Raw genomic sequence first — 20,583 nt, 5'->3', positions numbered from 1 at the left:
CCGCGCAGGGCCGGGTCCGGCAGGTGGTTGCAATGCAGCGAGACGAAAGCGTCGGCCTGGGCACGCTCGGCCATGGCGACCCGGTCGGCGAGTGAAACGAACACGTCGCGCATCCGAGTCATGGCGACGCGGAATTTTCTGCTCGCGAGCAAAGCCTGTCGCAAGTCGAGGCCGACCAGCAAGGTGATCGTCTTTTCGTGAACGCCATCCGGGCCGGTGCAGCCGGGGTCTTTGCCGCCATGACCGGGATCGATCATCACCAGCGGCGGCGGCATCGGTGCCGCGCGGGCTGCCGGCATTGTGGCCAGCATGCCGCCCAGTATTCCGAAGAAGACGGCTCTTCTGTCGATGTCGCGGTGCACGCGCATAAATCACGGTTAACACAAGATATCGAGATAATGCGATAATCGGCTGAAAAACTTTGTGTTACCACAATTTGGCCCTATAAGGGGGGCATACCTCGCCGAGGAGGCAACCATGATGCGACAGGGATGGACGGGCTATGGGCGATCGGCTTGTCTGCTGCTGGCAACGGGCGTTCTGCTCGCCGGATGCGGTAGCGACGCGCCGAACCGCATGGGCGGCGGCACTGCCGGGGGTGCTGCCACAGGCGCTTCGTTCGGGCTGATCGGCGGTCCGATCGGGGTTCTGATCGGCGGGGCGGTCGGCGGCGGCATCGGCGCGCTGACGGCGGCGAACACCACGCCGAAACAGATCGATCTCGGCAATCCGCCCTGGGCGTCCGGCGGCAATCCGGCAACCGCTCCAAACGGCAGCACGCCATCGAACCAGAACGGGCTGCGCAGCCAGATCAAACAATATCAAACGCGGCAGTCCCAGGCCGGTTCCGCGTCCTCATCCGGTTATCCGGCCCAATCGGGCTACGGCCAGCCGCAGCCGCTCACGCCCGCCGCCGGCCAAGGCCAGACGGGTTATGGGCAGCAAGGCGTCCAGGCACAGCCTTTGGCGCCGCCTGCGGCGTCGCCGTCGAGCTGAGCGACGGCGACGCCGTCGCATGATCGGCGCCATAAACTTCATCCATGTTGAGACCGCGGCGGCTTGATCCGGCCGGACGCGATGACCACCATCTCGTTCCATCAATGGTTCTGTCGCACCGAGCCGGCGACAGGCTGTCATTCAGGAAGGAGCCGACTATGAAATTCAGACAGGCGACGATCGTTGCTTCCCTCGCTGTCGGCCTTGCGTTGGCGCTCGCCGCCTGCGGAACCAAACAGCCGGAGCGCGCTCAGGGCGGAGCTGCCGGGGGCGCGGCCGCGGGTGCCGCGGTCGGTGCGGTCGGCGGTCCGATCGGCGCGCTGGCCGGTGCCGGAATCGGCGCGGTGGGCGGTGCGGTCGCCGGATCGCAAACGACGCCGCAGCAGGTCAATCTGGGTCCACCGCCCAAGGTCAACATGCCGTCGAGCGGTTCGGCCAGCCAGTAACGGATTTCAGGGTCAGGCCGGCGCGCCGGTCACGTAGTCGCGCAGGCTGCGGACTTGCTGGGTCTGCTCCTCGATCAGGCTTTTCACTACGTCGCCAATGCTGACCACGCCCATCAGCTTGCCGTCTTCGACGACCGGCAGATGGCGGAACCGTCCATCGGTCATCAGCGTTTCGGCCTCGAAGATCGTGGTGGCCAAGGTGGCCGTGGTCGGCGCGCGCGTCATCAACTGGCTGGTGGCCATGTCAAGCGTCGCCGTGCCGTTGGCGGCGAGGCTGCGCACCACGTCGCGTTCGGACAGGATACCGAGCAGATCGTTGTCGGCGGACTGGACGACGACTGCGCCGATCCGCCTTTCCGCAAGCACCGCGACGACCTCGCGGATTTTCGAGTCCGGCGGCACGGAAATCAAAGCCGCCGGTTTGCGTTTCAGCAGTGCAGCCATGGTGGTCATCGTCGTCTCCGAGAGCGGATGCGGCCAAAGCCGGCGCGATATGCGGTTTTATGAAATTATGGGCCCGGCGCGAAAGAAATCAACGAAATTGCGCATCACGGTCGGGTTTTTGCGGTTCCGTTTCACAAGCTGCCGCGACCCATAGCTCCTGCGCGGCGATAATGGCGAGTTCGTCCGAGTTCGACCGCATGGTCGCTTCAAGCAGGGCGCGTTGCGCGGCGACCGCCGATTCCAATGCCGCGCGCGGGTTTCGGTCCACGAGGAAACGCGCGATGAACAGCGCCGCGAAGGCGTCGCCGGCGCCCGGAAAATGCCGCTCCAGGTGCGGCACCGTCGCGCATCGCCGGATGCCGCCGGCACGGAGCAGGATGTCGAGCGCGCCGGGCGGGGTCTCCGCGCCGGCGAAGCCGGTCAGCACCACGACCGGCGGGCCGAGCGCGTCCATCGCCTCGAATGCCGCCGAACGGCTGCGCGGTGCGGTGCCGGTCAGCACTTCAAGTTCGAACGGGTTGGGAAAGGCGAGACCCGCCTGCGGGATGAGCCGGTGGCGGAACGCCGCGATCAACGGCTCAGGCACATAGGCGCGGCCGGCATCGCCGATCACCGGATCGCAGGCATAGAGCGCCGTGGGATTCGCGGCGCGGGCGCGGGCGACCGCATCGAGCACCACCGGCACCGCGGCCTCGGCGCCGAGATAGCCGGACATCACCGCTTCGCAGCGCGCGAATGCGCCGCGCCTGGCCAATCCCTCGATCAGTGCCGCGAGCCGGGCCGGTTTCACCGGGCCGCCTTCCGCGCCGCCATGGCCCGGATGATGGGACAGCAGCACGGTGGGCAACGGCCAGACCTCGTGGCCGAGCCGCGCGAGGATGAAGCCGGCGGCCGAATTGCCGACCGCGCCGGTGAGCACCTGGGATTGGATCGAAAGAATCGCCATCGGGTCAGATGGCGCGGCGCGGGCCTGGCTGGCAAGGTGGGCGTTTGCGTCCACCTCGCGCTTGAGGACGCCAGAAAGCCTCTTGACGCGGCGCGGAAACACTCTCTAGAACGCGATGTTAGCGCTTTGTTCCAAAGCGCGACATTCCGGCGCGCGAGCGCCGGCAGGTGGAGAGACCGGATGCTGACTCGCAAGCAACACGAATTGCTGATCTTCATCGACCAGCATTTGCGCCGGACCGGCTGTTCGCCGAGCTTCGAGGAGATGAAGGAGGGGCTCGACCTCAAGTCGAAATCCGGTATCCACCGGCTGATCGGCGCACTCGAGGAGCGCGGCTTCCTGCGCCGGCACAAGCATCGCGCGCGCGCGCTGGAGGTGGTTCGCCTGCCGGCCGACCTGCTGCCCGCCGCCGAGCGGCCGGAGGAAACCCGTTTCACCCCCAACGTGATCCGGGGCGATTTCTCGGCGCGGTTTCAGGGTGCCCGCGCGGCAGGCGAGGCGGCCGCCGTGTCTTTGCCGCTCTATGGCCGGATTGCCGCCGGCCAGCCGATCGAGGCGCTGCGCGAGACCAACGCCGAAATCGAAGTGCCGATCGCCTTCATCGGCTCCGGCGATCACTATGCGCTCGAAGTAGTCGGCGATTCGATGATCGACGCCGGCATTCTGGAGGGGGATACCGCGATCATCCGCAAGGGCGAGACCGCCGAGAACGGGCAGATCGTGGTGGCACTGGTCGATGACAACGAAGTGACCCTGAAGCGGCTGCGCCGGCGCGGCAATTCCATCGCCCTCGAACCCGCCAATACGCGCCACGAAACGCGGATTTTCCCGGCCGAACGGGTCAAGGTGCAGGGGCGGCTGGTCGCTTTGATGCGCCGCTACTGAGGGGCGGGGCAGACCGTCCCTTTGACCGGGCGACGCCCCGGCACGATATTCGCCGAATGGCGGTTTGGGGCAAGATCATCGGCGGCGTTGCCGGCTTCGCGTTTGGCGGGCCGGTCGGCGCGATCGCGGGCGCCGCACTCGGCCATGCCGCCGATAGCGGCGATCTCGGCGCGTTCGGCGCGCGCATCGGCCGGGCCCTGCCGCTCGATTCCGCGCGCATCGCCGCTTTGCTCGGCCGGCGCGAGCAGGTGTTCGCGATCGGCGTGACGGTGCTCGCCGCCAAGCTCGCCAAATGCGACGGGGCGGTGAACCGCGCCGAGATCGATGCATTCAAGCGCCAGTTCCGCATCGAGGACGCGGCGGTGCCGATGATCGGCAGGTTGTTCGATCAGGCGCGCGACGACGCTGCCGGATTCGAGCCCTATGCAAGGCAGTTGGCCGAGAGTTTCGCCGATAATCTGGTGATACTCGAACAGGTGCTCGGCGCGCTGTTCGCCATCGCCCGCGCCGATGCGTCGATCAATCCCCGCGAGACCGATATGCTGACCCGGATCGGCGCGATCTTCGGGCTCGACGCCGCCGCGCGCGCCCGCGCCGCCAACCCGTCGGGCCATGCGCAGGTCGAGGAAGATCCGTACGCCGTGCTCGGTATCGCGGCGAACGCGCCGAACGCGGCAATTCGCGCCCATTGGAAGCAGCTCATGCGGGAAAATCACCCGGACCAGCTCGCCGCGCGGGGCGTGCCGCCGGAATTCGCGGCACGGGCGACCGAGCGTGTGGCACGGATCAACGCCGCCTATGACCGGATCAAGCGCGAGCGGGGTTTATGACGTCGCCCAATCAGGATGCGCGACCCGGCAACGCGCCGATCGACCATCTCGTGCTGCATTATACCGGGATGCAAAGCGCCGAAGCGGCGATTGCCCGGCTGTGCGATCCCGCCGCGAAAGTTTCGGCGCATTACGTGGTGGCGGAGGACGGCACGATCCATGCGCTGGTCCCCGAAAACCGCCGCGCCTGGCACGCCGGGGTGAGTTTCTGGCGCGGCGCGCGGGCGCTGAACGACCGCTCGGTCGGCATCGAGATCGTCAATCCCGGCCATGAATTCGGCTATCGGCGGTTTCCTGCCGCGCAGATGGCGGCGGTCGCATCGCTGTGCCGCGCGATTCTCGCGCGCAACCCGATCCCGCCGCGCAATGTGGTGGCGCATTCCGACATCGCACCCGACCGTAAGCAGGACCCCGGCGAGCTTTTCCCGTGGTCCTGGCTGGCGGAGCAGGGGGTGGGGTTCTGGACCGGCGAGGTTGCCGCGCCGGGCGATCTCATGGCCGATCTGGCGGCGATCGGCTATGATATGTCGCTCGACCCTGCTGTCGTGGTTGCGGCATTTCAACGGCGTTTCCGGCCCGCGCGGGTCGATGGCATCGCCGACGCCGAAACCGCCGGCCGGGCGGCGGCGATCCGGGAATTGGTGGAAGCGGCTTGTGTTTTTATATAAAAACTATATAGATTCTGGACGAAGGAGAGTGCCATGGCGGTTACCAGTTTCGATGTCGATGAACGGACCGCCAATGCCATCTTGGAGTTGCGCGGCACGTTCGGGGTCAAGACCAATGCGGCGGTGATCCGTAAGGCGCTGGCTCTGGCTCAGGTGGTCAGCCGGGAAGCGACCGAGGATCACACCATCACCGTTACCGGCAAATCCGAGCCGATCAGGATCAGCCTGGATCGATAAGCACCTTGGGCGGTAAGCGAGGTCTGGGGTGAGCGAGGCGGCCGGGGTATTCGACGTACCCATTGACCCGCCCTATTCGATCGTCGAAGAAGACTGAGCCAGACGGTTGGACGGCCGCTGTTCCGGGCAACCGGGGCAGAGGAAAGTCCGGGCTCCACGGAAACACGGTGCCGGCTAACGGCCGGCGGGGGCGACCCCAGGGACAGTGCCACAGAAAACAAACCGCCCGCGCGCTTCGGCCCGCGGGCAAGGGTGAAACGGTGCGGTAAGAGCGCACCGCGCCTCCGGTAACGGGGGCGGCAGGGTAAACCCCACCGGGAGCAAGACCGAATAGGGATGACCGGCGGCGTGAGCATCATGGCCGCGAGGGCGTTTCCGCCCCGTCATCCGGGTTGGTCGCGCGAGGCGCGCAGCGATGCGCGTCCCAGAGGAATGGCCGTCCAGCATCCTCGGATGTGGACAGAACCCGGCTTACAGACCGTCTGGCACTTGTTTTTCGAGAGCAGAACCATCGCCGTCTACGCGTGATCGCACGCCAGATTACAGACCGCCGCATCGAGTTCGATCTGGACCGTCGTATGATCGATGCCGAACCGATCATGCAGCGCCTCGGCGAGGCGCGCGACGAATCCATCGCCCGGATGGCCGGCGGGCGTGACCAGATGCAGGGTGAGCGCGGTTTCCGTGGTGCTCATCGGCCAGATATGCAGATCGTGCACCGCTTCGACTTCGGGCAGCGCCAGCACGTAATCCCGCACCGCCTCCGGGGTGATGCCGCGCGGCACTGCATCCATCGCGAGCCCAGCCGATTCCCGCAGCAATCCCCAGGTGCCGGCCACGATCACCCCCGCGATGGCGAGGCTTGCAAGCGGGTCGAGCCGTTCCCAGCCAGTGAGGAGAATCGCCGCACCCGCGATCACCACGCCGAGCGAGACCAGCGCGTCATAGGCCATATGCTGGAACGCGGCGCGGATGTTGAGATCGCCCTTGCGGCCCGAGGCGAACAGCAGAGCGGTCGATCCGTTGATGACGATGCCGGCGGCGGCGACGATCATGACGATGAGCGTGCCGACCGGCTCCGGCGCGACCAGCCGGCGGACCGCCTCGACCGCGATCGCTCCCACCGAGACGAGCAGGATCACCGCATTGACCAGTGCTGCCAGAATCGTGCCGCGGCCGAGTCCGTAGGAATACCGCGCCGACGGCGCGCGGCGGGCCAACGCGGCGGCGGCCCAGGCCATCAGCAGGCCGAGCACGTCGCCCAGATTATGGCCGGCATCGGCGATCAGCGCCATCGAATGAGCGGCGATCCCGGCAATCACCTCGGCGATCACGAAACCGGCGTTCAGGGTGGTGCCGACGGCGAAGGCGCGGCCGAAGCGCGCCGGCGCATGGCTATGGCCGTGATCGTGGCCATGGTCGTGATGATGATGGTCGTGGTCGTGCGCCATGAAAACTCCTGCTTCGGCTATACTAAGCCGAATCGATCCGATGATCGATAAATTTGCCTGCGCAATAAAACGCTATTTAATGCCGGGTAAGAATTTGTGTCATTCCATACGAAATCTTCCATGCACAATTTCGTTCCATTGCATCGGCGGTTTTGCCAAAACCTTGTTTTTGCGCGACACGACACGGTTCGGCGACCGTGCCTGCGATTTGCGGTGCGGCATCGCCTGGACGGGACGGTCGTTCATTGTTCGGTGGCCTGCTTATTCCTGAAGTTCAAGCAACGATCTTCAGGGCAGGGCACCAAAGGGGGGATTTCATGTTGGGCCGTATTCCGGTCCGATCGCGCATCCGCATTCTGCTCATCGTCCTGATGCCGGCGGTGGTTTCTTGCGCCTATGCGCAGGCGGTGCCGCGTATGCCGGTCGCTGTGCCGCGAGCCACGCAATATCGCACGACCATCGAGGTTTCCGGGCAGATCGCGGCGATGAAATCGGCAACGCTCGCCGCACAGCGCGCCGGTGTGGTGCGCGCGGTGCTGTTTCATTCGGGCGAGCACGTCGTCAAGGACGCCGTTCTGCTCCGCATGGACGATGCGGTGGAACAGGCGCAGGTCGCGCTCGACCGCGCCAAGCGCGACGAGGCCGGCCGCACGCTGGCGCGCGACCGCAAACTGCGCGCGATTGCCGGCGTCTCCGAAGCGCAACTCGAAACCGATCGGGCAGCGCTTGCCGAGGCGCGGGCGCAGCTTGCGCTGGACACCGCACGCGCCGACCGCCGCACGATCCGCGCGCCCTTCGCCGGTGTGCTCGGGATCAGGCGGGTTTCTTCCGGCGATTACGTGGCGCTGGGCGCGACGATCACCACCATCACCCAGATCCGTCCGCTGCGCGTGCTGTTCGCCGTGCCGGAAACCGAGTTGGACGGGATCGCGCCCGGCGATGGATTCCGGTTCGCCATGCCGGTCGGCGGCGGACTCGACCATGACGGGCGGATCACCGCCCTCAGCCCCGCGCTGAACGGCAAGACCCGCGCGCGCATGGTCGAGGGGCGGATCGCCAACACCTCGGACGCGCTGCTGCCCGGCGCCTTCGGCGTGGTGAGCATCGCGACCGGCACGCCGGTGGCGGCGCTCAGGCTGCCCGCGACATCGATCGATTACGGCCCGCTCGGCAGCTTCGTCTATGCGGTCGATCGCAAGGGCAAGGCGTCGGTGGTTCACGCCGTCTATGTTCATGTGCTTTCGACCCAGGGCGCGGTCGCGACGGTCGCGGCGAAGGGGCTGCCGGCGCTCGGCGCCGTGGTGGCGATCGGCGGGTTCAAACTGCACGACGGCGAAACGATCACGCCGATCGGACCGGCGGCGCCGGTTCAGGCCAGCCGCGCGGCGAAACCGGGACGTGCGGCGGAGCCGGGCGGCCAATCATGACCGCGCCCGAGGAGCGTTCGAGCCCCTGGGCGAAACTGCTGCGCCACCCGATCCTGGTCGGGCTGGGCGTCGCGGCCCTGATGCTGTTCGGCGCGATTTCGCTGCTGACCCTGCCGATCCGGCCGAGTCCGCCGATTCCGGCCAATCGGATCAAGATCGAAACCCGCTATCCCGGCGCGTCCGCCGCCGTGGTCAACCGTTTCGTGACGATTCCCACCGAGGCGAGCGTCGCTTCGGTGAACGGCGTGGCCTACGTCACCGGCACCTCGCGCGAAGGGGTTTCCAAAATCCGGGCCTTCCTCGGCGGCGGCGTCGATCCCAACACGGTGTTTGCCGAAGTGCTTTCGGCGGTGAACGCCGCGCGCAACGATCTGCCGAGCGCCGCGCGGCTGCCGCAGGTCGCGCTGATCGGGCGGTCCAGCGCCAATCAGGAACTCAACGTCGCCGCCCTGTTCGCGCCGGGGATCTCGGAGACCGCCGTTACCCGCTATCTGAAAACCGACGTGATCCCGCGCCTGGAAACCGTGCCCGATATCGGCCCGGTGCATGTGTTCGCACCCTCCCCGGCGATCCGGGTTTCGATGAATCCGGCGCGGATGACGGCCTTGGGGATCACGCCGGGCGAAATCGCCGCCGCCCTCGCGAGCAACGCGAGCCTCTCGGCGGCGGGCAGTCTGCGCAACGCGGCCGGCGTCATCCCGGTCGAGGCGCGGCCGGGCCTCGCCACGATCGGCGATTTCCGGCGGATTCCGATCGTCACCCGCTCGGGCGTGACCATTCCGCTCTCGGCGGTCGCGGTTGTGGCGCTCGGCCCGCCATCCGACACGTTCGAGAACTGGTGGGCCGGGCGCAAATCGGTCTATCTCGCGGCGGGCGTGGCGCCCGGCGGCAACATCATCCAGGTATCGCGCGATTTCCGCCGGGTGCTGACCCAGATCCGCACCACCACGCCGCCGGGGCTGAAACTGTCGCTGATCTACGACCAGTCGATCAGCATCCTGCGCAGCCTGCGCGATCTCGGCTTCACCCTGCTGATCACCATCGCGCTTGTCGCGCTGATCGTGCGGCTGTCGCTGGGCACCATGCGCGCCGCCGCCGCGCCGTTCCTGGCGATCATCCTGTCGCTGCTCGGCACCGCGATCGTGATGCACCTGCTCGATCAGAGCCTCAATCTGTTCACCATCATCGCGCTGGTGCTCGCGGTGGGGCTGGTGGTGGACGACGCGATCGTCGTGGTGGAGGACATTTTCCGCCGGATCAACGAGGGCGAAACGCCGCTTGATGCCGCATCGGCGAGCGTGACGCGGCTGGCCCCGGTTCTGGCGGCGATTTCCTCGACACTGGTGGTCGCGTTCCTGCCGCTGGTGTTTCTGCGGGGGCTCACCGCCGCGCTGTTCCGCCCGTTCGCCACCGTGCTGATCACCGCCTTCCTGTTCTCGCTCGCGATCGCGCTGACCGTGGTGCCGCTGATCGCGCTCTGGGCCGGCCGGCACTCGACCCGCGAAGGCCATACTGGTCCGATCGACCGACTGCGCGACATTTATGTCCGGCTGCTCAAGCCCACCCTCGCCCATCCGGCCCTGATCGTCGCCATCGCCGCAATCCTCGCCGGCTTCAGCGGATTTCTCTACGCCCGCGCGCCGCGCAACCTCACCCCGGCGGCCGACGGACTCTCGGTCAATATTTTCGCCCCCGGCCCCTACGGCTCGTCGATCACCTATCTCGAGGGACAATACCGCGCGATCCAGGCGGTGCTGGACCGGCTGGAACCGGGCGAGCCCGACTGGATGGTCGCCGACGAGAATTATCACGGGCTGTTCGGCGGCTATACGTTCGACACGCCGGACCAGGCGCTGCGCGCGACCAGAATTCTCGGCGCAGCACTCGGCAAGCTGCCCGGCGTGAAAGCCTATGTCACCGAAAATAACGGCCTGCCGGGACTGAACGGCTTGCCGATCGACGTGCTGATTTCCGGCCAGAAAAGCTACGGGCATCTGCTCGGCCTGGCGCAGAAAGTGATCGACGCGGGCTATGCGAGCGGAAAATTCGACTTCCTGCAAGCCTCGCCCGGAGCCAGCCAGCCGCAATACGCGATCTCGATTCGCCGGCGTCTCGCCGCCGCGATCGGTATCCCGGCCGCCTCGATTGGCGGCGCCCTCGCCGATTCGCTGTCGGGCGCGACCGTCGGCCATGTCAGCCTCGGCCACACCACGCTCGATGTGATCCCGACCGGACCGCGCACCCTGTCGGCCGCCGGCATCGGCACCTATGCCGTGCGCAACGCCAAGGGCACCCTGATCCCGCTCGCCGATGTCACGCGCATCGGCCTGCGCCAGCGGCCCAATGCGATCGGCTCGTGGCAGGGTCTGCCCACCGTGACCATCCAGGGCGAACCGAAGCTCGGCGTGTCGCTGTCCGATGCGCTCGCCACCCTGCACGGCGCCTTTGTCAGCCAGCACCCGCTCGGCCTGTCCTTCGGCTATGCCGGGCCGTCCGCCACCTTCCGCCGGTCGCAACGCGAGAACAATCTGCTGTTCCTGATGGGCTTCGCCGGCCTGTTCTTTCTGCTCGCCGGCCAGTTTCGCTCCCTGCGTGACCCCTTCGTGGTGATCACCACCGTGCCGCTCGCAAGCCTCGGGCCGCTCGCGCTGGTCGCCGTCGGCGGCGCGACCCTCAATATCGTCACCGAAATCGCGCTGCTCGCGGTCTGGGGGCTGATCGCGCGGCAGGGCATATTGTTCGTCCAGGTCGCCCACGAACGCGCGCGCGGCGGCCACACCATCGCCGAAGCCGCCTGGGAGGCCGCGCGCCTGCGCTTCCGCCCCATCCTGATGATCACCCTAGCTTTGGTCGGCGGCGCTGTCCCGCTGATGCTCGCCAACGGACCCCAGGCGGTCATCCGCTACGATATCGGCGCCATCCTCGCCACCGGCATGGCATCAGGCTTCGTCCTGTCGCTGTTCGCCGTCCCCGCCATGTATTGCCTCCTGCACGGACGCACAGCGCCCGCCACTGCCGGCAATCCATGACAACCGATCGCAAGCCCTGGGGCTCCACCCCAGACCCCGCCAGAGGCGCTGCCTCTGGACTCCGCCAAAGGCTGAGCCTTTGGAATCCCTTATATCGACTTATGGCAGGCGGGGCTGGCGGTTGCTCGGAATGCGCATTGGCCCCGCCTGCCATAAGTCGACGCAAATCGGTTCTAAGGGCTAAGCCCTTAGTGGGGGTTCAGGGGGCAAAGCCCCTTGATGGGGTGCGGGGTGAAACCCCGCGACTTTTGGGTCGGCTTGGCGTGGTTGTCGGCTGCGGCGCGGCACTCGCCGGCTGTGCGGTGCCGATCAAGCCGGTGGTGACGGGTGCGGCGCCGGCGGGATATGTGCGGGGCGAGGTTCCGGCGGGTATGGTGCTGACGGCGGCGTGGTGGCGTGGGTTCGGCGATCCGGCGCTGGACCGGCTGGTTGCCGAGGGTGAGCGGTGCAGCCCGACGATCGCGGCGGCGAATGCGCTGGTGGCCGAAGCGCGCGCCAATGCGGCGGCGGCGAACGGGGCGTTTCTGCCGCAGGCGGGGCTGAACCCGACGGCGACGCGCCAGAAATATTCCTCGGTGCCGTTCGGTTTTCCGGCTTTCACGATTTATCAGTTGACCGGCACCATCACCTACAATCCCGGCTTGTTCGGCGCGCGGCATTACGCATTTCGCAACGGCGCGGCGCTGACCGCGTATCAGCGCGCGACGGCGGCGGCGGCGCGGCTGACCTTGGCCGACAATATCGTGATCGCGGCGATCACCGAGGCGGGGTTGGACGCGCAGATCCGCACCGACGAGGCGATTGCGGCGAGCGAGAAGCGGCTGCTGAAATTGCTGTCCGGCGAGTATACGGCCGGGGCGATCGCGCGTCTGCCGGTATTGCAGCAGCGCGCCCAGTATCAGGCGACCCTGGCGGCGCTGCCGGCGCTGCTGGGTCAGGCGAGCGCGGAGCGTCATGCGCTGGCGGTGCTGACCGGAACGCCGCCGGCGGAATTTTCCGGCGGGCGGTTCCGGCTCGCCGATTTCGCGCTGCCGCCCGATCCGCCGGTCGCGGTGCCGTCGGTTCTGGTCGCCGGGCGGCCGGACATCGTGGCGGCGCGGGCGCTGGTTTCGGCCGATCACGCGGCGGTGGGTCAGGCAGTGGCGGCGCTCTATCCCAACCTCACTTTGTCGGCGCAGGGCGGCTATGGCGCCGAGACGTTCAACACGCTGTTCCAGCCCGGCTCGACCCTGTGGACCCTGGCCGGATCGCTGCTCGCGCCGGTGTTCGACGGCGGGGTGCTGCACGCCCACGAGCGCGCGGCGCAGGCGGCGCTTGCCAATGCGCTCGCGACCTATCGCGGTACGGTGCTGACCGCGTTCCGGCAGGTTGCCGACGGGTTGCGCCATGTCGAGGACGACCGCGCCTCGGTGCGCGAAAGCCGGGCGGCGGCGGCCACCGCCGACTCGGCCTATCGGCTCGCGCGCCAGCAATTCCGCCTGGGTGCTGCCGATTACAACACGGTTCTGGGCGCCGAGATCACCTGGCGGCAGGCGCAGCTCACCGCCGTCGGGGCGGCCACCCAGCGCCTGCTCGACATTGCCGCCTTGCGTGCCGCCCTGGCTGGCGAAACCCACCCCTACGATTAGGAATTTTCCCGGTTTTCGGCTATAAGAAAGGCGTTTCCCCATCTTTGGAGCGCTTATCCGGCATGACCCAAAACACTGCCTCGTCCGCCCTGCCCAAAATCGAGGATGCCGCACCGTCCGAGCCGGATTCCGCTTACGATGCCGCCTCGATCAGCGTGCTGCGCGGGCTCGATGCGGTGCGCAAGCGGCCCGGCATGTATATCGGCGATACCGATGACGGGTCCGGCCTGCATCACATGGGGTTCGAGATCATCGACAATGCGGTCGATGAAGCGCAAGCGGGCTTCGCCGACCGGGTCGATGTTGTGCTGAACGGCGATGGTTCGATGACCGTGACCGACAATGGACGCGGCATTCCGACGGACATCCATGCCGAGGAAGGCGTCTCCGCCGCCGAAGTCGTGCTCACCAAGCTACACGCGGGCGGAAAATTCAACCAGAATTCCTACAAGGTTTCCGGCGGTCTGCACGGCGTGGGGGCGGCGGTGGTGAATGCGCTGTCCGAATGGATGGAGGTGCGGATCTGGCGCGAGGGACGCGAGCATTTCATTCGCTTTCAGAATGGCGAGGCGGTCGCGCCGCTGCGCGTGGCTGGCGAGGTCGATCACCCGACCGGCACCGAGGTGATGTTCAAGCCCTCGGCGGAGACCTTCACCCGCACCGAGTTCGATTTCGGCGTGTTCGAGCGCCGACTCCGGGAATTGGCGTTTCTCAATTCCGGGCTGGCGATCAGCCTGCGCGACGAGCGCCATACCCCGGTGCAGGAGGCGAATTTCTGCTACAAGGGCGGACTGGTGGAATTCGCCAACTGGCTGGATCGCGCGAAAACGCCGATCTTCAATCCGCCGATCACCGACTACAAGACCGATGCGGCCGGCGGCATCCGGGTCGAGTTCGCGCTTGCCTGGAACGAGACTTATCACGAGACGATGCTGTGCTTCACCAACAACATCGTGCAGCGCGACGGCGGCACGCATCTCGCCGGTTTCCGTTCCGCCCTGACCAGGGTGGTGTCGAAATATGCCGAGACGACCACTAAGAAGGACAATCTGTCGCTCAGCGGCGAGGATATGCGCGAGGGTCTGACCGCGGTTTTGTCGGTCAAGGTGCCCGACCCGAAATTTTCCTCGCAGACCAAGGACAAGCTGGTGTCCTCCGAGGTTCAGCCGATCGTGCAGGCCGCCGTGGCGGACGCGCTGGAGCACTGGTTCGAGACGCATCCCAAGGAAGGCAAGCTGATCGTCCAGAAGGTGATGGATGCGGCTTCGGCGCGCGAGGCGGCGCGCAAGGCGCGCGAACTGACCCGCCGCAAGGGTGTGCTCGATGTCTCGACCCTGCCCGGCAAGCTCGCCGATTGCCAGGAGCGCGACCCGGCGAAGAGCGAGATTTTCATCGTCGAGGGCGATTCGGCGGGCGGTTCGGCGAAACAGGGCCGCGACCGCAAGACCCAGGCGATTTTGCCGCTGAAGGGTAAGATTCTAAACGTCGAGCGAGCGCGGTTCGACCGGATGCTGGGCAGTGCCGAAATCGGCACGCTGATCACCGCCCTCGGCACCGGTATCGGCCCCACCGATCCCGACCAGGGCGGGTTCGACATCGGCAAGCTGCGCTATCATCGCATCGTCATCATGACCGACGCCGATGTCGACGGGTCGCATATCCGCACGCTGCTGCTCACCTTCTTCTTCCGCCAGATGCGCGACCTGATCGAGCGCGGGCATCTCTACATCGCCCAGCCGCCGCTGTATCGTGCCAAGCGCGGCAACGAGGAGCGCTACCTCAAGGACGACGAGGCGATGGAGGCCTATCTGCTCGACCGCGCGCTCGCCGAGGCGCGGATCGACGGCATGGACCTCGCCGCCGAACTGCCGTTCCTGCGCGAGGCGGCGCATCGGATCGCTGATATGGCACGGGACATGCCTGTCGCTTATGTCGAACAGGCGGCGATCGCCGGGCTGCTGGGTACCGAGCCGGAACGCACGGCCGATCGGGCGCCCACACTTGCCGCCCGGCTCGACGCGATTTCGGCGCCGACCGAGCGCGGCTGGATGGTCGCCGTCGATGCGCACGGCATCACCATCGGACGCACGGTGCGCGGCGTTGCCGAGCGTTTCGTGCTTGGTCTCGCGGCCCTTCGGTCCGCCGAGGCGCGCTGGCTCGCGGAACGGGCGGACCGGCTCGCTGCACGGTTCGGTACTCCGCCGATGCTGCGCCAGGGCGAGGCCGAACGACCGATGCAGGGGCCGGCGAGCCTGATCGAGTCGCTGTTCGCGATCGGCCGCAAAGGGCTCTCGATCCAGCGCTTCAAGGGTCTGGGCGAGATGAACCCGGACCAGCTCTGGCAGACCACGCTCGATCCCAGCACCCGCCGCCTGCTTCAGGTGCGTATCGACGACGCCGAGGAGAGCGACCAGATTTTCTCGACCCTGATGGGCGATGTGGTCGAGCCGCGCCGCGAATTCATCGTGGGCAACGCGCTCAAGGTCGCCAACCTCGACGTGTGAATTTCCCGGACTTGCGGGATCGGCGTTCATCCGCTAATTCCCCGCCCACAGCGCGCCCGTAGCTCAATTGGATAGAGCACCAGACTACGAATCTGGGGGTTAGGAGTTCGAGTCTCTTCGGGCGCGCCACGGTCCCACACGTCGCGAAGGATGCGCGCCATGGCCGATCCGGCTCCGGTCGATCCGAAATTGCTGGAAGTGCTGGTCTGCCCGCTCACCAAAGGACCGCTGATCTACGACCGTGCGGCCGGCGAACTGATCAGCGAGAAGGCTGGACTGGCGTTTCCGATTCGCGACGGTATCCCGATCATGCTGATCGACGAAGCCCGCACGATCGAGACATGACCGCTCCGGTGGAACCCACCGAAATCCGCCTGAAACGCGCCGAGCGCGTTCTGGAGATCGACTTTGCCGACGGATCCCGGTTTGTCCTTCCGGCGGAATATCTGCGGATCGAAAGCCCCAGCGCCGAGGTGCAGGGCCACAGCCCGGAGCAACGTCAACTGGTCGCCGGCAAAAGCGGTGTCGGAATCACCGCGCTGGAGCCGACCGGGCATTACGCGATCCGCATCGTCTTCGACGACGGGCATTCGACCGGCATCTATTCCTGGGACTATCTGCACCGGCTCGGCCGCGAACGCGAGTATCGCTGGGCGGCCTATCTGAAAGCAATCGAAGCGGCCGGCCTCAGCCGGTAATTCGAACAACAGGCAGGGGCGATACCCCTGCCCGTTGTTCGTTCTGTGCGGCGGTTATTCAGCGATGCCGTAGAGTTCCGGTTCGCCGGCGAGGATGGTCGCCTTGGCTTCCTCGGGATCGGGAATGCCGGAGTTCATCGCGATGAGCAGGATCACCACGCTGAACACGATCAGGATGATCGAGGCGGTGATCTGGTTGAGGGTGTCGGTGCCGCCGGTCAGCGCTTTCGGCCCGAGATAGGTGATCAGCCACATGCCGAAGAAATACGGCGCCAGCCACCACGCGCCGCGCCAGTGCAGGTTCCTCAGCCCGACCCCGGCGATCGCTTCATACCCGATATAGATGATCGAGAAGCCGAGGATCAGTTCGAACAGGAAATTGTCGGTCGAAGCGCCGCTCCAGAAGATGATGAAGTTCGAGATGATGAAGGCGATGTAGGAGATGGCCGTGCCACCGGCGAGCAGATAGGGCCGCTTGTAGCGCTCGACCGGCATGGTCTTGCGCAGGGTCAGCAGCACGACCGGGCCGGTGCCGTAGGACAGCACGGTGGCTGAGGAGATGAAGGTGACGATGCCCTGCCAGGAGGGGAACGGTGCCAGGAACAGCAGGCCGACGAAGAAGGTGACGATGACGCCGACGATCGGCACCCCCGCGACCGACAGGCGGGCGAAGGTCTTGCCGCCGACCAGCCCTTCCTTGCCGGTGGCGAACAGGACGCGGGCGGTGGTGGTGAAATAGATGATGCCGGTGCCCGAGGGCGAGATGAAGGCGTCGATATAGAGCAGCACCGCGAGCCAGCCCATGCCGATCAGCGAGGCAAGCCCGGCGAACGGACCGAACGCGCCCACGAACGTCACCTTGGCCCAGCCGTTCGCGAGGTCGGACGGGTGAAGCGCGCCGATCATGGCGATCTGCAAACCGCAATAGACGATGAACCCGATTACCACCGAGCCGACGATCGCGATCGGCAGGTTGCGTTTCGGATTGCTCGATTCGCCCGCGAGTTCCACCGCCTGGCGGAAACCGAGATAGGAGAACACGATCCCCGAGGTCGCCACCGCCGAGAACACGCCGGAGGTGCCGCCCGGCGCGAAGCCGTGGGAGGAGAAATTGCTGGCGTGGAAGCCGACGATGACGAAAACCAGGATGGTCAGGATCGGGATCGCCAGTTTCCACCAGGTCAATCCGCTATTGATCGCCAGAACCAGCTTGATCGCGAGCGTGTTGATGAAGGCAAAGATCGCCAGCAGGATCGCCGAGGCCAGGAAGCCCTTGGCGGTCAGCACACCAGCTTTGTTGATAAGGCCGGGGATATAGTTGCTCGCGTAGGTGATCACCGCCGAGGCTTCGGCCGGCGGCACCGAGGCATAGCCGAGGAACACCACGAAACTGAGAATGACGGCGAGCAGGCTGCCGTGCGAGAGTTTCGGAAAGGCGATCACCGCGCCGGCGCGCGGGAACGCGGTGGCGAGTTCGGCATAGACGAAGGAGAGCAGCAGAACCGCGATGCCGCCGATACCCCAGGCGAGGATCGCTGAGGGGCCGGCGATTTTCGCGGCGGCGAGCGGGCCGAGCAGCCAGCCCGATCCGATGATGCCGCCGAGGCTCGCGAACAGCAGCCCGATAATGCCGGCATCGCGTCGTAGTCTGGGTCCAGATCCTTCAGCCATTAGAAACTCCCCTGTTGGTTTTGTGGCGGAAGCCTAATGCAATTTTAATGCGGTTGGAAAGAGATTAAATGACGGGCATGTGATTAAGTTCCCTATACAAGCATTTTCCACGGCCTTCGGGGGCGGCGGGGGCCGGCGACGGGCACGGATCGCAGGGAAACGGCGCCGCTGACATTTCCGCTTGTTTCCGCAATGCGGCACGCCATGTCTCGAATTGCCGAACCGGCTCTGCCAACGAGGAGATCGCGATGAACGAAGACGAAATCAAAGGGACCGCCAAGGATGCCGCCGGCAAGATCAAGGACGCCGTGGGCGGTCTGGCGGGCGACGAGGAGCTGCAGGCCGAGGGCAAAGCCGACCAGATCGCCGGTAAGGCGCAAAAATTCTATGGCGCCGCCAAGGATAGCATCGGTGCCGCGGTTGATACGGCGCGGGATGCGCTGGGTCACGCAACGGCCGTTGACGATATGACCGGCACCGCCGAGAGAGTTAGCGAAAAATTCAACGAATTCGTCAGGGCGCAGCCGGTGCTGGCCATGCTTGGCACCGCCGCCGCCGGTTATGCCCTGGCCCTCCTGATCCATGGCGGCTCACGCCGCCGGTGATCGCACCGATCGCGGGCGCGCCCACAGGATCAGCAGCATCGAGACCAGCAGCGCCGCGAAGCCAAGCAAGTCGCCGCGGGTAAACACTTCGCCGAGAATCAGAATGCCGCACAGCGCGGCGGTGGCTGGCAGCAGCGCGGTGAAGGCGCCGGCCAGGCCCGCCGGCACCCGCTTCATGCCGTGATACCACAGCAGAACCGCGAACACGCTCGCGGTCAGGCTGTGAATCACGAGTAGGCCGAACACGAATGGCGTCAGTCGCACATTTTGGATCTGCGCGACGGCAAACGGGGCGGATAGCACGGCGCTCGCCGCCTGCATCCAGAAGGTCGCCTGCAACACCGGCAAGGCGCCTGCCGCGCGGCGGGCGAGCAGCGCATAGGTCGCTTCGCCGCAAACCGCGCAGAACACCAGCGCGTCGCCGAGCAGGCTGAATCCGCCGCCACCGCGCGCCAGCGCCGCCATTCCCACCGCCGCGAGACCGACCGCAAACCAGTGCCGGGGCGCGAGATGCTCGCGGAGCAGAAACGCCGCACCCAGCGCGATGACCGCGGGCAGGGTTGCAAGTACCAGCCCCGCCTGCACCGCCCCGGTGCGCGCAAGGCCGGCGAGCAGGAATGCGTTATAGGCGAGCGTGCCGAACGCCGCCTGAAGCAGCAGATTGCCGAAAATACGCCGATGCGGCACGCGCGGCAGGCGCGCAAACGGGGCGAGCAGCAGGGCGGCAAATCCGGTGCGCAGCGTGAGAATGACAAAGATCGGCAGGTGGTCCGCGAGGATCTTCAGGATCACCACATTGGCGCCGACCATCATCATGGACAGTGCCAGTTCGCCGGAGGCGAACAACATTATGGACTTCCGCCGAGGGTGAGCGGCATCAACCGGGCACGGCCAGCCGGGACGGGCAGCCGGGATCGGCGCGGTAGGGCGATTCGGCGCCGAGCATCGCCATTTCCTCGGCGATCGCCGGGCGCTCGGCGTCGAGAAACGCGGCCACCGCCTCGGCCAGTCCCGGATGCGCGATCCAGTGCGCCGAATAGGTTCGGCTGGGCAGATAGCCGCGCTGGATCTTGTGCTGGCCTTGCGCCCCGGCCTCGACCCTGGCCAGGCGATGCGCGATCGCGAAGTCGATCGCCTGATAGTAACAGAGTTCGAAATGCAGAAACGGCACGTCCTCGACCGAACCCCAGTTGCGGCCATAGAGCGCGTCATCGCCGAGCAAATTGAGCGCCCCGGCGATCGGCCTGCCGGCACGAAACGCCATCATGACCACCACGCGATCGCCGAGCCGCTCGCCGAGCAGCGGAAAGAACCGTTCGGTGAGATAGGCGCCGCCCCATTTGCGATCGACGGTGGAGAGATAGAATTCGTAAAAGGCCTGCCACTCGCGCCGGCCCAGCTCGGGGCCGCGCAGCGTGCGGATCTCCAGCCCCGCAGATGCTTCGCGCCGCTCGCGCCTGATCGCCTTGCGCTTGCGCGACGACAATGCTTCGAGAAACGCCTCGAAAACCGCATAGCGCCGATTGTGCCAATGATATTGCACGCCCAGGCGCCGCAGCCATCCGGCCTCGCCCAGCACGTTCCACTCCGCCTCGGTGCAGAAGGTCGCATGGACCGAGGAGCACTTGAGCCGGCGCGCCGAGGCCACCAGCGCCTCGGCGAGCGACGCCGGATCGAGGGATGGTGCGGTCAGCAGGCGTGGGCCGGGCACCGGGCTGAACGGCACCGCGACCTGCAATTTCGGATAATACCGCACGCCGGTGTGCTCCAGCGCGTTCGCCCAGGCATGATCGAACACGTATTCGCCGTAGGAATGGGTCTTGGCATAGGCGGGCGCCGCCGCGACCGGCACGCCGGCCTCGTTGTTGAGGACGACATGGTGCGGATACCAGCCGCTCCGCCCGCCGACCGATACGCTGTCTTCAAGCACGCCGAGGAATTCGTGGCGAACGAACGGATTGCCGCCGGCCAGCGCGTTCCACGCATCCGCCGCGATCTCGTGGATGCTCCGATGCACTGTCAGGGTGAGGTCGCGCCTGGTTGCGTCCATCGCCTCATTATGCGGGCTAGCGTCTCGATTCGGAAGTTCGCCGGTGTTGGCGAAGGCGTGGGGCGCCA

The 20,583-nt window shown here is 66.5% G+C and carries 21 protein-coding genes, 1 tRNA gene and 1 other RNA gene; 15 read left to right on the top strand and 8 right to left on the bottom strand.

Going from position 1 to position 20,583, the window contains the following annotated elements:
- The coding region (locus AiwAL_RS14615; RefSeq protein WP_262312918.1) for an N-acetylmuramoyl-L-alanine amidase at window positions 1–311 on the bottom strand (311 nt) is incomplete at its 3' end.
- 166 nt (window positions 312–477) lie between these two features.
- Here AiwAL_RS14615 and AiwAL_RS14610 point away from each other — a divergent pair.
- Both AiwAL_RS14610 and AiwAL_RS14605 read left to right on the top strand, forming a co-directional pair.
- Window positions 478–996, top strand: coding sequence for a hypothetical protein (locus AiwAL_RS14610; protein ID WP_262312917.1), 519 nt, complete (start codon window positions 478–480; stop codon window positions 994–996).
- 158 nt (window positions 997–1,154) lie between these two features.
- Window positions 1,155–1,442, top strand: a complete 288-nt coding sequence (locus AiwAL_RS14605; RefSeq protein WP_235705788.1) for a hypothetical protein — start codon at window positions 1,155–1,157, stop codon at window positions 1,440–1,442.
- A 12-nt stretch (window positions 1,443–1,454) separates the two neighbouring features.
- Here the strand turns inward: AiwAL_RS14605 and AiwAL_RS14600 are convergent, their stop codons facing one another.
- Together AiwAL_RS14600 and pdxY are read right to left on the bottom strand one after the other, a co-directional pair.
- Entirely contained in the window at window positions 1,455–1,895 is a 441-nt protein-coding gene (locus AiwAL_RS14600) for a CBS domain-containing protein (protein WP_235705789.1), read from the bottom strand.
- 79 nt (window positions 1,896–1,974) lie between these two features.
- Window positions 1,975–2,886 (bottom strand): pyridoxal kinase, encoded by a 912-nt coding sequence (gene pdxY, locus AiwAL_RS14595; RefSeq protein WP_235705790.1) that lies wholly within the window; start codon window positions 2,884–2,886, stop codon window positions 1,975–1,977.
- 126 nt (window positions 2,887–3,012) lie between these two features.
- Here pdxY and lexA point away from each other — a divergent pair, with 126 nt between their 5' ends.
- From lexA to rnpB, 5 genes are all read left to right on the top strand, one after another.
- On the top strand, window positions 3,013–3,717 hold the full coding sequence (gene lexA, locus AiwAL_RS14590; protein WP_235705791.1) for a transcriptional repressor LexA: 705 nt from the start codon (window positions 3,013–3,015) through the stop codon (window positions 3,715–3,717).
- Window positions 3,718–3,773: 56 nt separating this feature from the next.
- A complete protein-coding gene (locus AiwAL_RS14585) occupies window positions 3,774–4,547 on the top strand; it encodes a TerB family tellurite resistance protein (protein ID WP_235705792.1) in 774 nt (257 codons plus the stop codon).
- The gene (locus tag AiwAL_RS14580; RefSeq protein ID WP_262312916.1) at window positions 4,544–5,215 is read left to right on the top strand and encodes an N-acetylmuramoyl-L-alanine amidase; all 672 of its coding nucleotides are present in this window, start codon (window positions 4,544–4,546) and stop codon (window positions 5,213–5,215) included. The genes AiwAL_RS14585 and AiwAL_RS14580 overlap by 4 nt, the downstream gene beginning before the upstream one ends.
- A 33-nt stretch (window positions 5,216–5,248) precedes the next feature.
- A complete protein-coding gene (locus AiwAL_RS14575) occupies window positions 5,249–5,452 on the top strand; it encodes a hypothetical protein (protein ID WP_235705794.1) in 204 nt (67 codons plus the stop codon).
- 98 nt (window positions 5,453–5,550) lie between these two features.
- Window positions 5,551–5,942, top strand: an RNA gene (gene rnpB / locus AiwAL_RS14570) — RNase P RNA component class A.
- 28 nt (window positions 5,943–5,970) lie between these two features.
- Here the strand turns inward: rnpB and AiwAL_RS14565 are convergent.
- Window positions 5,971–6,903: a cation diffusion facilitator family transporter gene (locus tag AiwAL_RS14565; RefSeq protein WP_235705795.1), complete on the bottom strand. Its 933-nt coding sequence runs from the start codon at window positions 6,901–6,903 to the stop codon at window positions 5,971–5,973.
- Window positions 6,904–7,002: 99 nt separating this feature from the next.
- Window positions 7,003–7,149 carry a hypothetical protein gene (locus AiwAL_RS14560; RefSeq protein ID WP_235705796.1) on the bottom strand — a complete coding sequence of 49 codons (147 nt, stop codon included), beginning with the start codon at window positions 7,147–7,149 and terminating at the stop codon, window positions 7,003–7,005.
- Window positions 7,150–7,220: 71 nt separating this feature from the next.
- Between AiwAL_RS14560 and AiwAL_RS14555 the strand changes: the two genes are divergently transcribed.
- The 7 genes from AiwAL_RS14555 (at window position 7,221) to AiwAL_RS14525 (ending at window position 16,189) form a co-directional block, all read left to right on the top strand.
- Window positions 7,221–8,330, top strand: coding sequence for an efflux RND transporter periplasmic adaptor subunit (locus AiwAL_RS14555; protein WP_262312915.1), 1,110 nt, complete (start codon window positions 7,221–7,223; stop codon window positions 8,328–8,330).
- Complete coding sequence (locus tag AiwAL_RS14550) at window positions 8,327–11,359, top strand: efflux RND transporter permease subunit (RefSeq protein WP_235705798.1); 3,033 nt, start codon at window positions 8,327–8,329, stop codon at window positions 11,357–11,359. The genes AiwAL_RS14555 and AiwAL_RS14550 overlap by 4 nt, the downstream gene beginning before the upstream one ends.
- 263 nt (window positions 11,360–11,622) lie before the next feature.
- Entirely contained in the window at window positions 11,623–12,987 is a 1,365-nt protein-coding gene (locus AiwAL_RS14545; protein ID WP_262312914.1) for an efflux transporter outer membrane subunit, read from the top strand.
- Between the two features lie 62 nt (window positions 12,988–13,049).
- Window positions 13,050–15,491, top strand: coding sequence for a DNA topoisomerase (ATP-hydrolyzing) subunit B (gene gyrB, locus AiwAL_RS14540; protein WP_235705800.1), 2,442 nt, complete (start codon window positions 13,050–13,052; stop codon window positions 15,489–15,491).
- Between the two features lie 52 nt (window positions 15,492–15,543).
- Window positions 15,544–15,620 (top strand) — tRNA-Arg (locus AiwAL_RS14535).
- A gap of 30 nt (window positions 15,621–15,650) precedes the next feature.
- On the top strand, window positions 15,651–15,836 hold the full coding sequence (locus AiwAL_RS14530) for a Trm112 family protein (RefSeq protein ID WP_235705801.1): 186 nt from the start codon (window positions 15,651–15,653) through the stop codon (window positions 15,834–15,836).
- A complete protein-coding gene (locus AiwAL_RS14525; RefSeq protein ID WP_235705802.1) occupies window positions 15,833–16,189 on the top strand; it encodes a gamma-butyrobetaine hydroxylase-like domain-containing protein in 357 nt (118 codons plus the stop codon). The genes AiwAL_RS14530 and AiwAL_RS14525 overlap by 4 nt, the downstream gene beginning before the upstream one ends.
- Before the next feature lie 54 nt (window positions 16,190–16,243).
- Here the strand turns inward: AiwAL_RS14525 and AiwAL_RS14520 are convergent, their stop codons facing one another.
- The gene (locus AiwAL_RS14520; protein WP_262312913.1) at window positions 16,244–17,860 is read right to left on the bottom strand and encodes an APC family permease; all 1,617 of its coding nucleotides are present in this window, start codon (window positions 17,858–17,860) and stop codon (window positions 16,244–16,246) included.
- A 248-nt stretch (window positions 17,861–18,108) separates the two neighbouring features.
- Here AiwAL_RS14520 and AiwAL_RS14515 point away from each other — a divergent pair, with 248 nt between their 5' ends.
- Window positions 18,109–18,465 carry a CsbD family protein gene (locus tag AiwAL_RS14515; RefSeq protein WP_262312912.1) on the top strand — a complete coding sequence of 119 codons (357 nt, stop codon included), beginning with the start codon at window positions 18,109–18,111 and terminating at the stop codon, window positions 18,463–18,465.
- Here the strand turns inward: AiwAL_RS14515 and AiwAL_RS14510 are convergent.
- Entirely contained in the window at window positions 18,451–19,314 is an 864-nt protein-coding gene (locus AiwAL_RS14510) for a DMT family transporter (RefSeq protein ID WP_262312911.1), read from the bottom strand. The two genes, AiwAL_RS14515 and AiwAL_RS14510, sit on opposite strands and share 15 nt — an antisense overlap.
- 28 nt (window positions 19,315–19,342) lie before the next feature.
- Window positions 19,343–20,515: a GNAT family N-acetyltransferase gene (locus AiwAL_RS14505; protein ID WP_262312910.1), complete on the bottom strand. Its 1,173-nt coding sequence runs from the start codon at window positions 20,513–20,515 to the stop codon at window positions 19,343–19,345.
- Between the last annotated feature and the right edge of the window lie 68 nt (window positions 20,516–20,583).

Origin of the sequence: Acidiphilium sp. AL (genome assembly GCF_025499445.1) — a bacterium.
Lineage (GTDB): Bacteria > Pseudomonadota > Alphaproteobacteria > Acetobacterales > Acetobacteraceae > Acidiphilium > Acidiphilium iwatense.
Note: the sequence above shows the minus strand (reverse complement) of the source record. Positions and strands in the feature narration are given on the sequence as shown.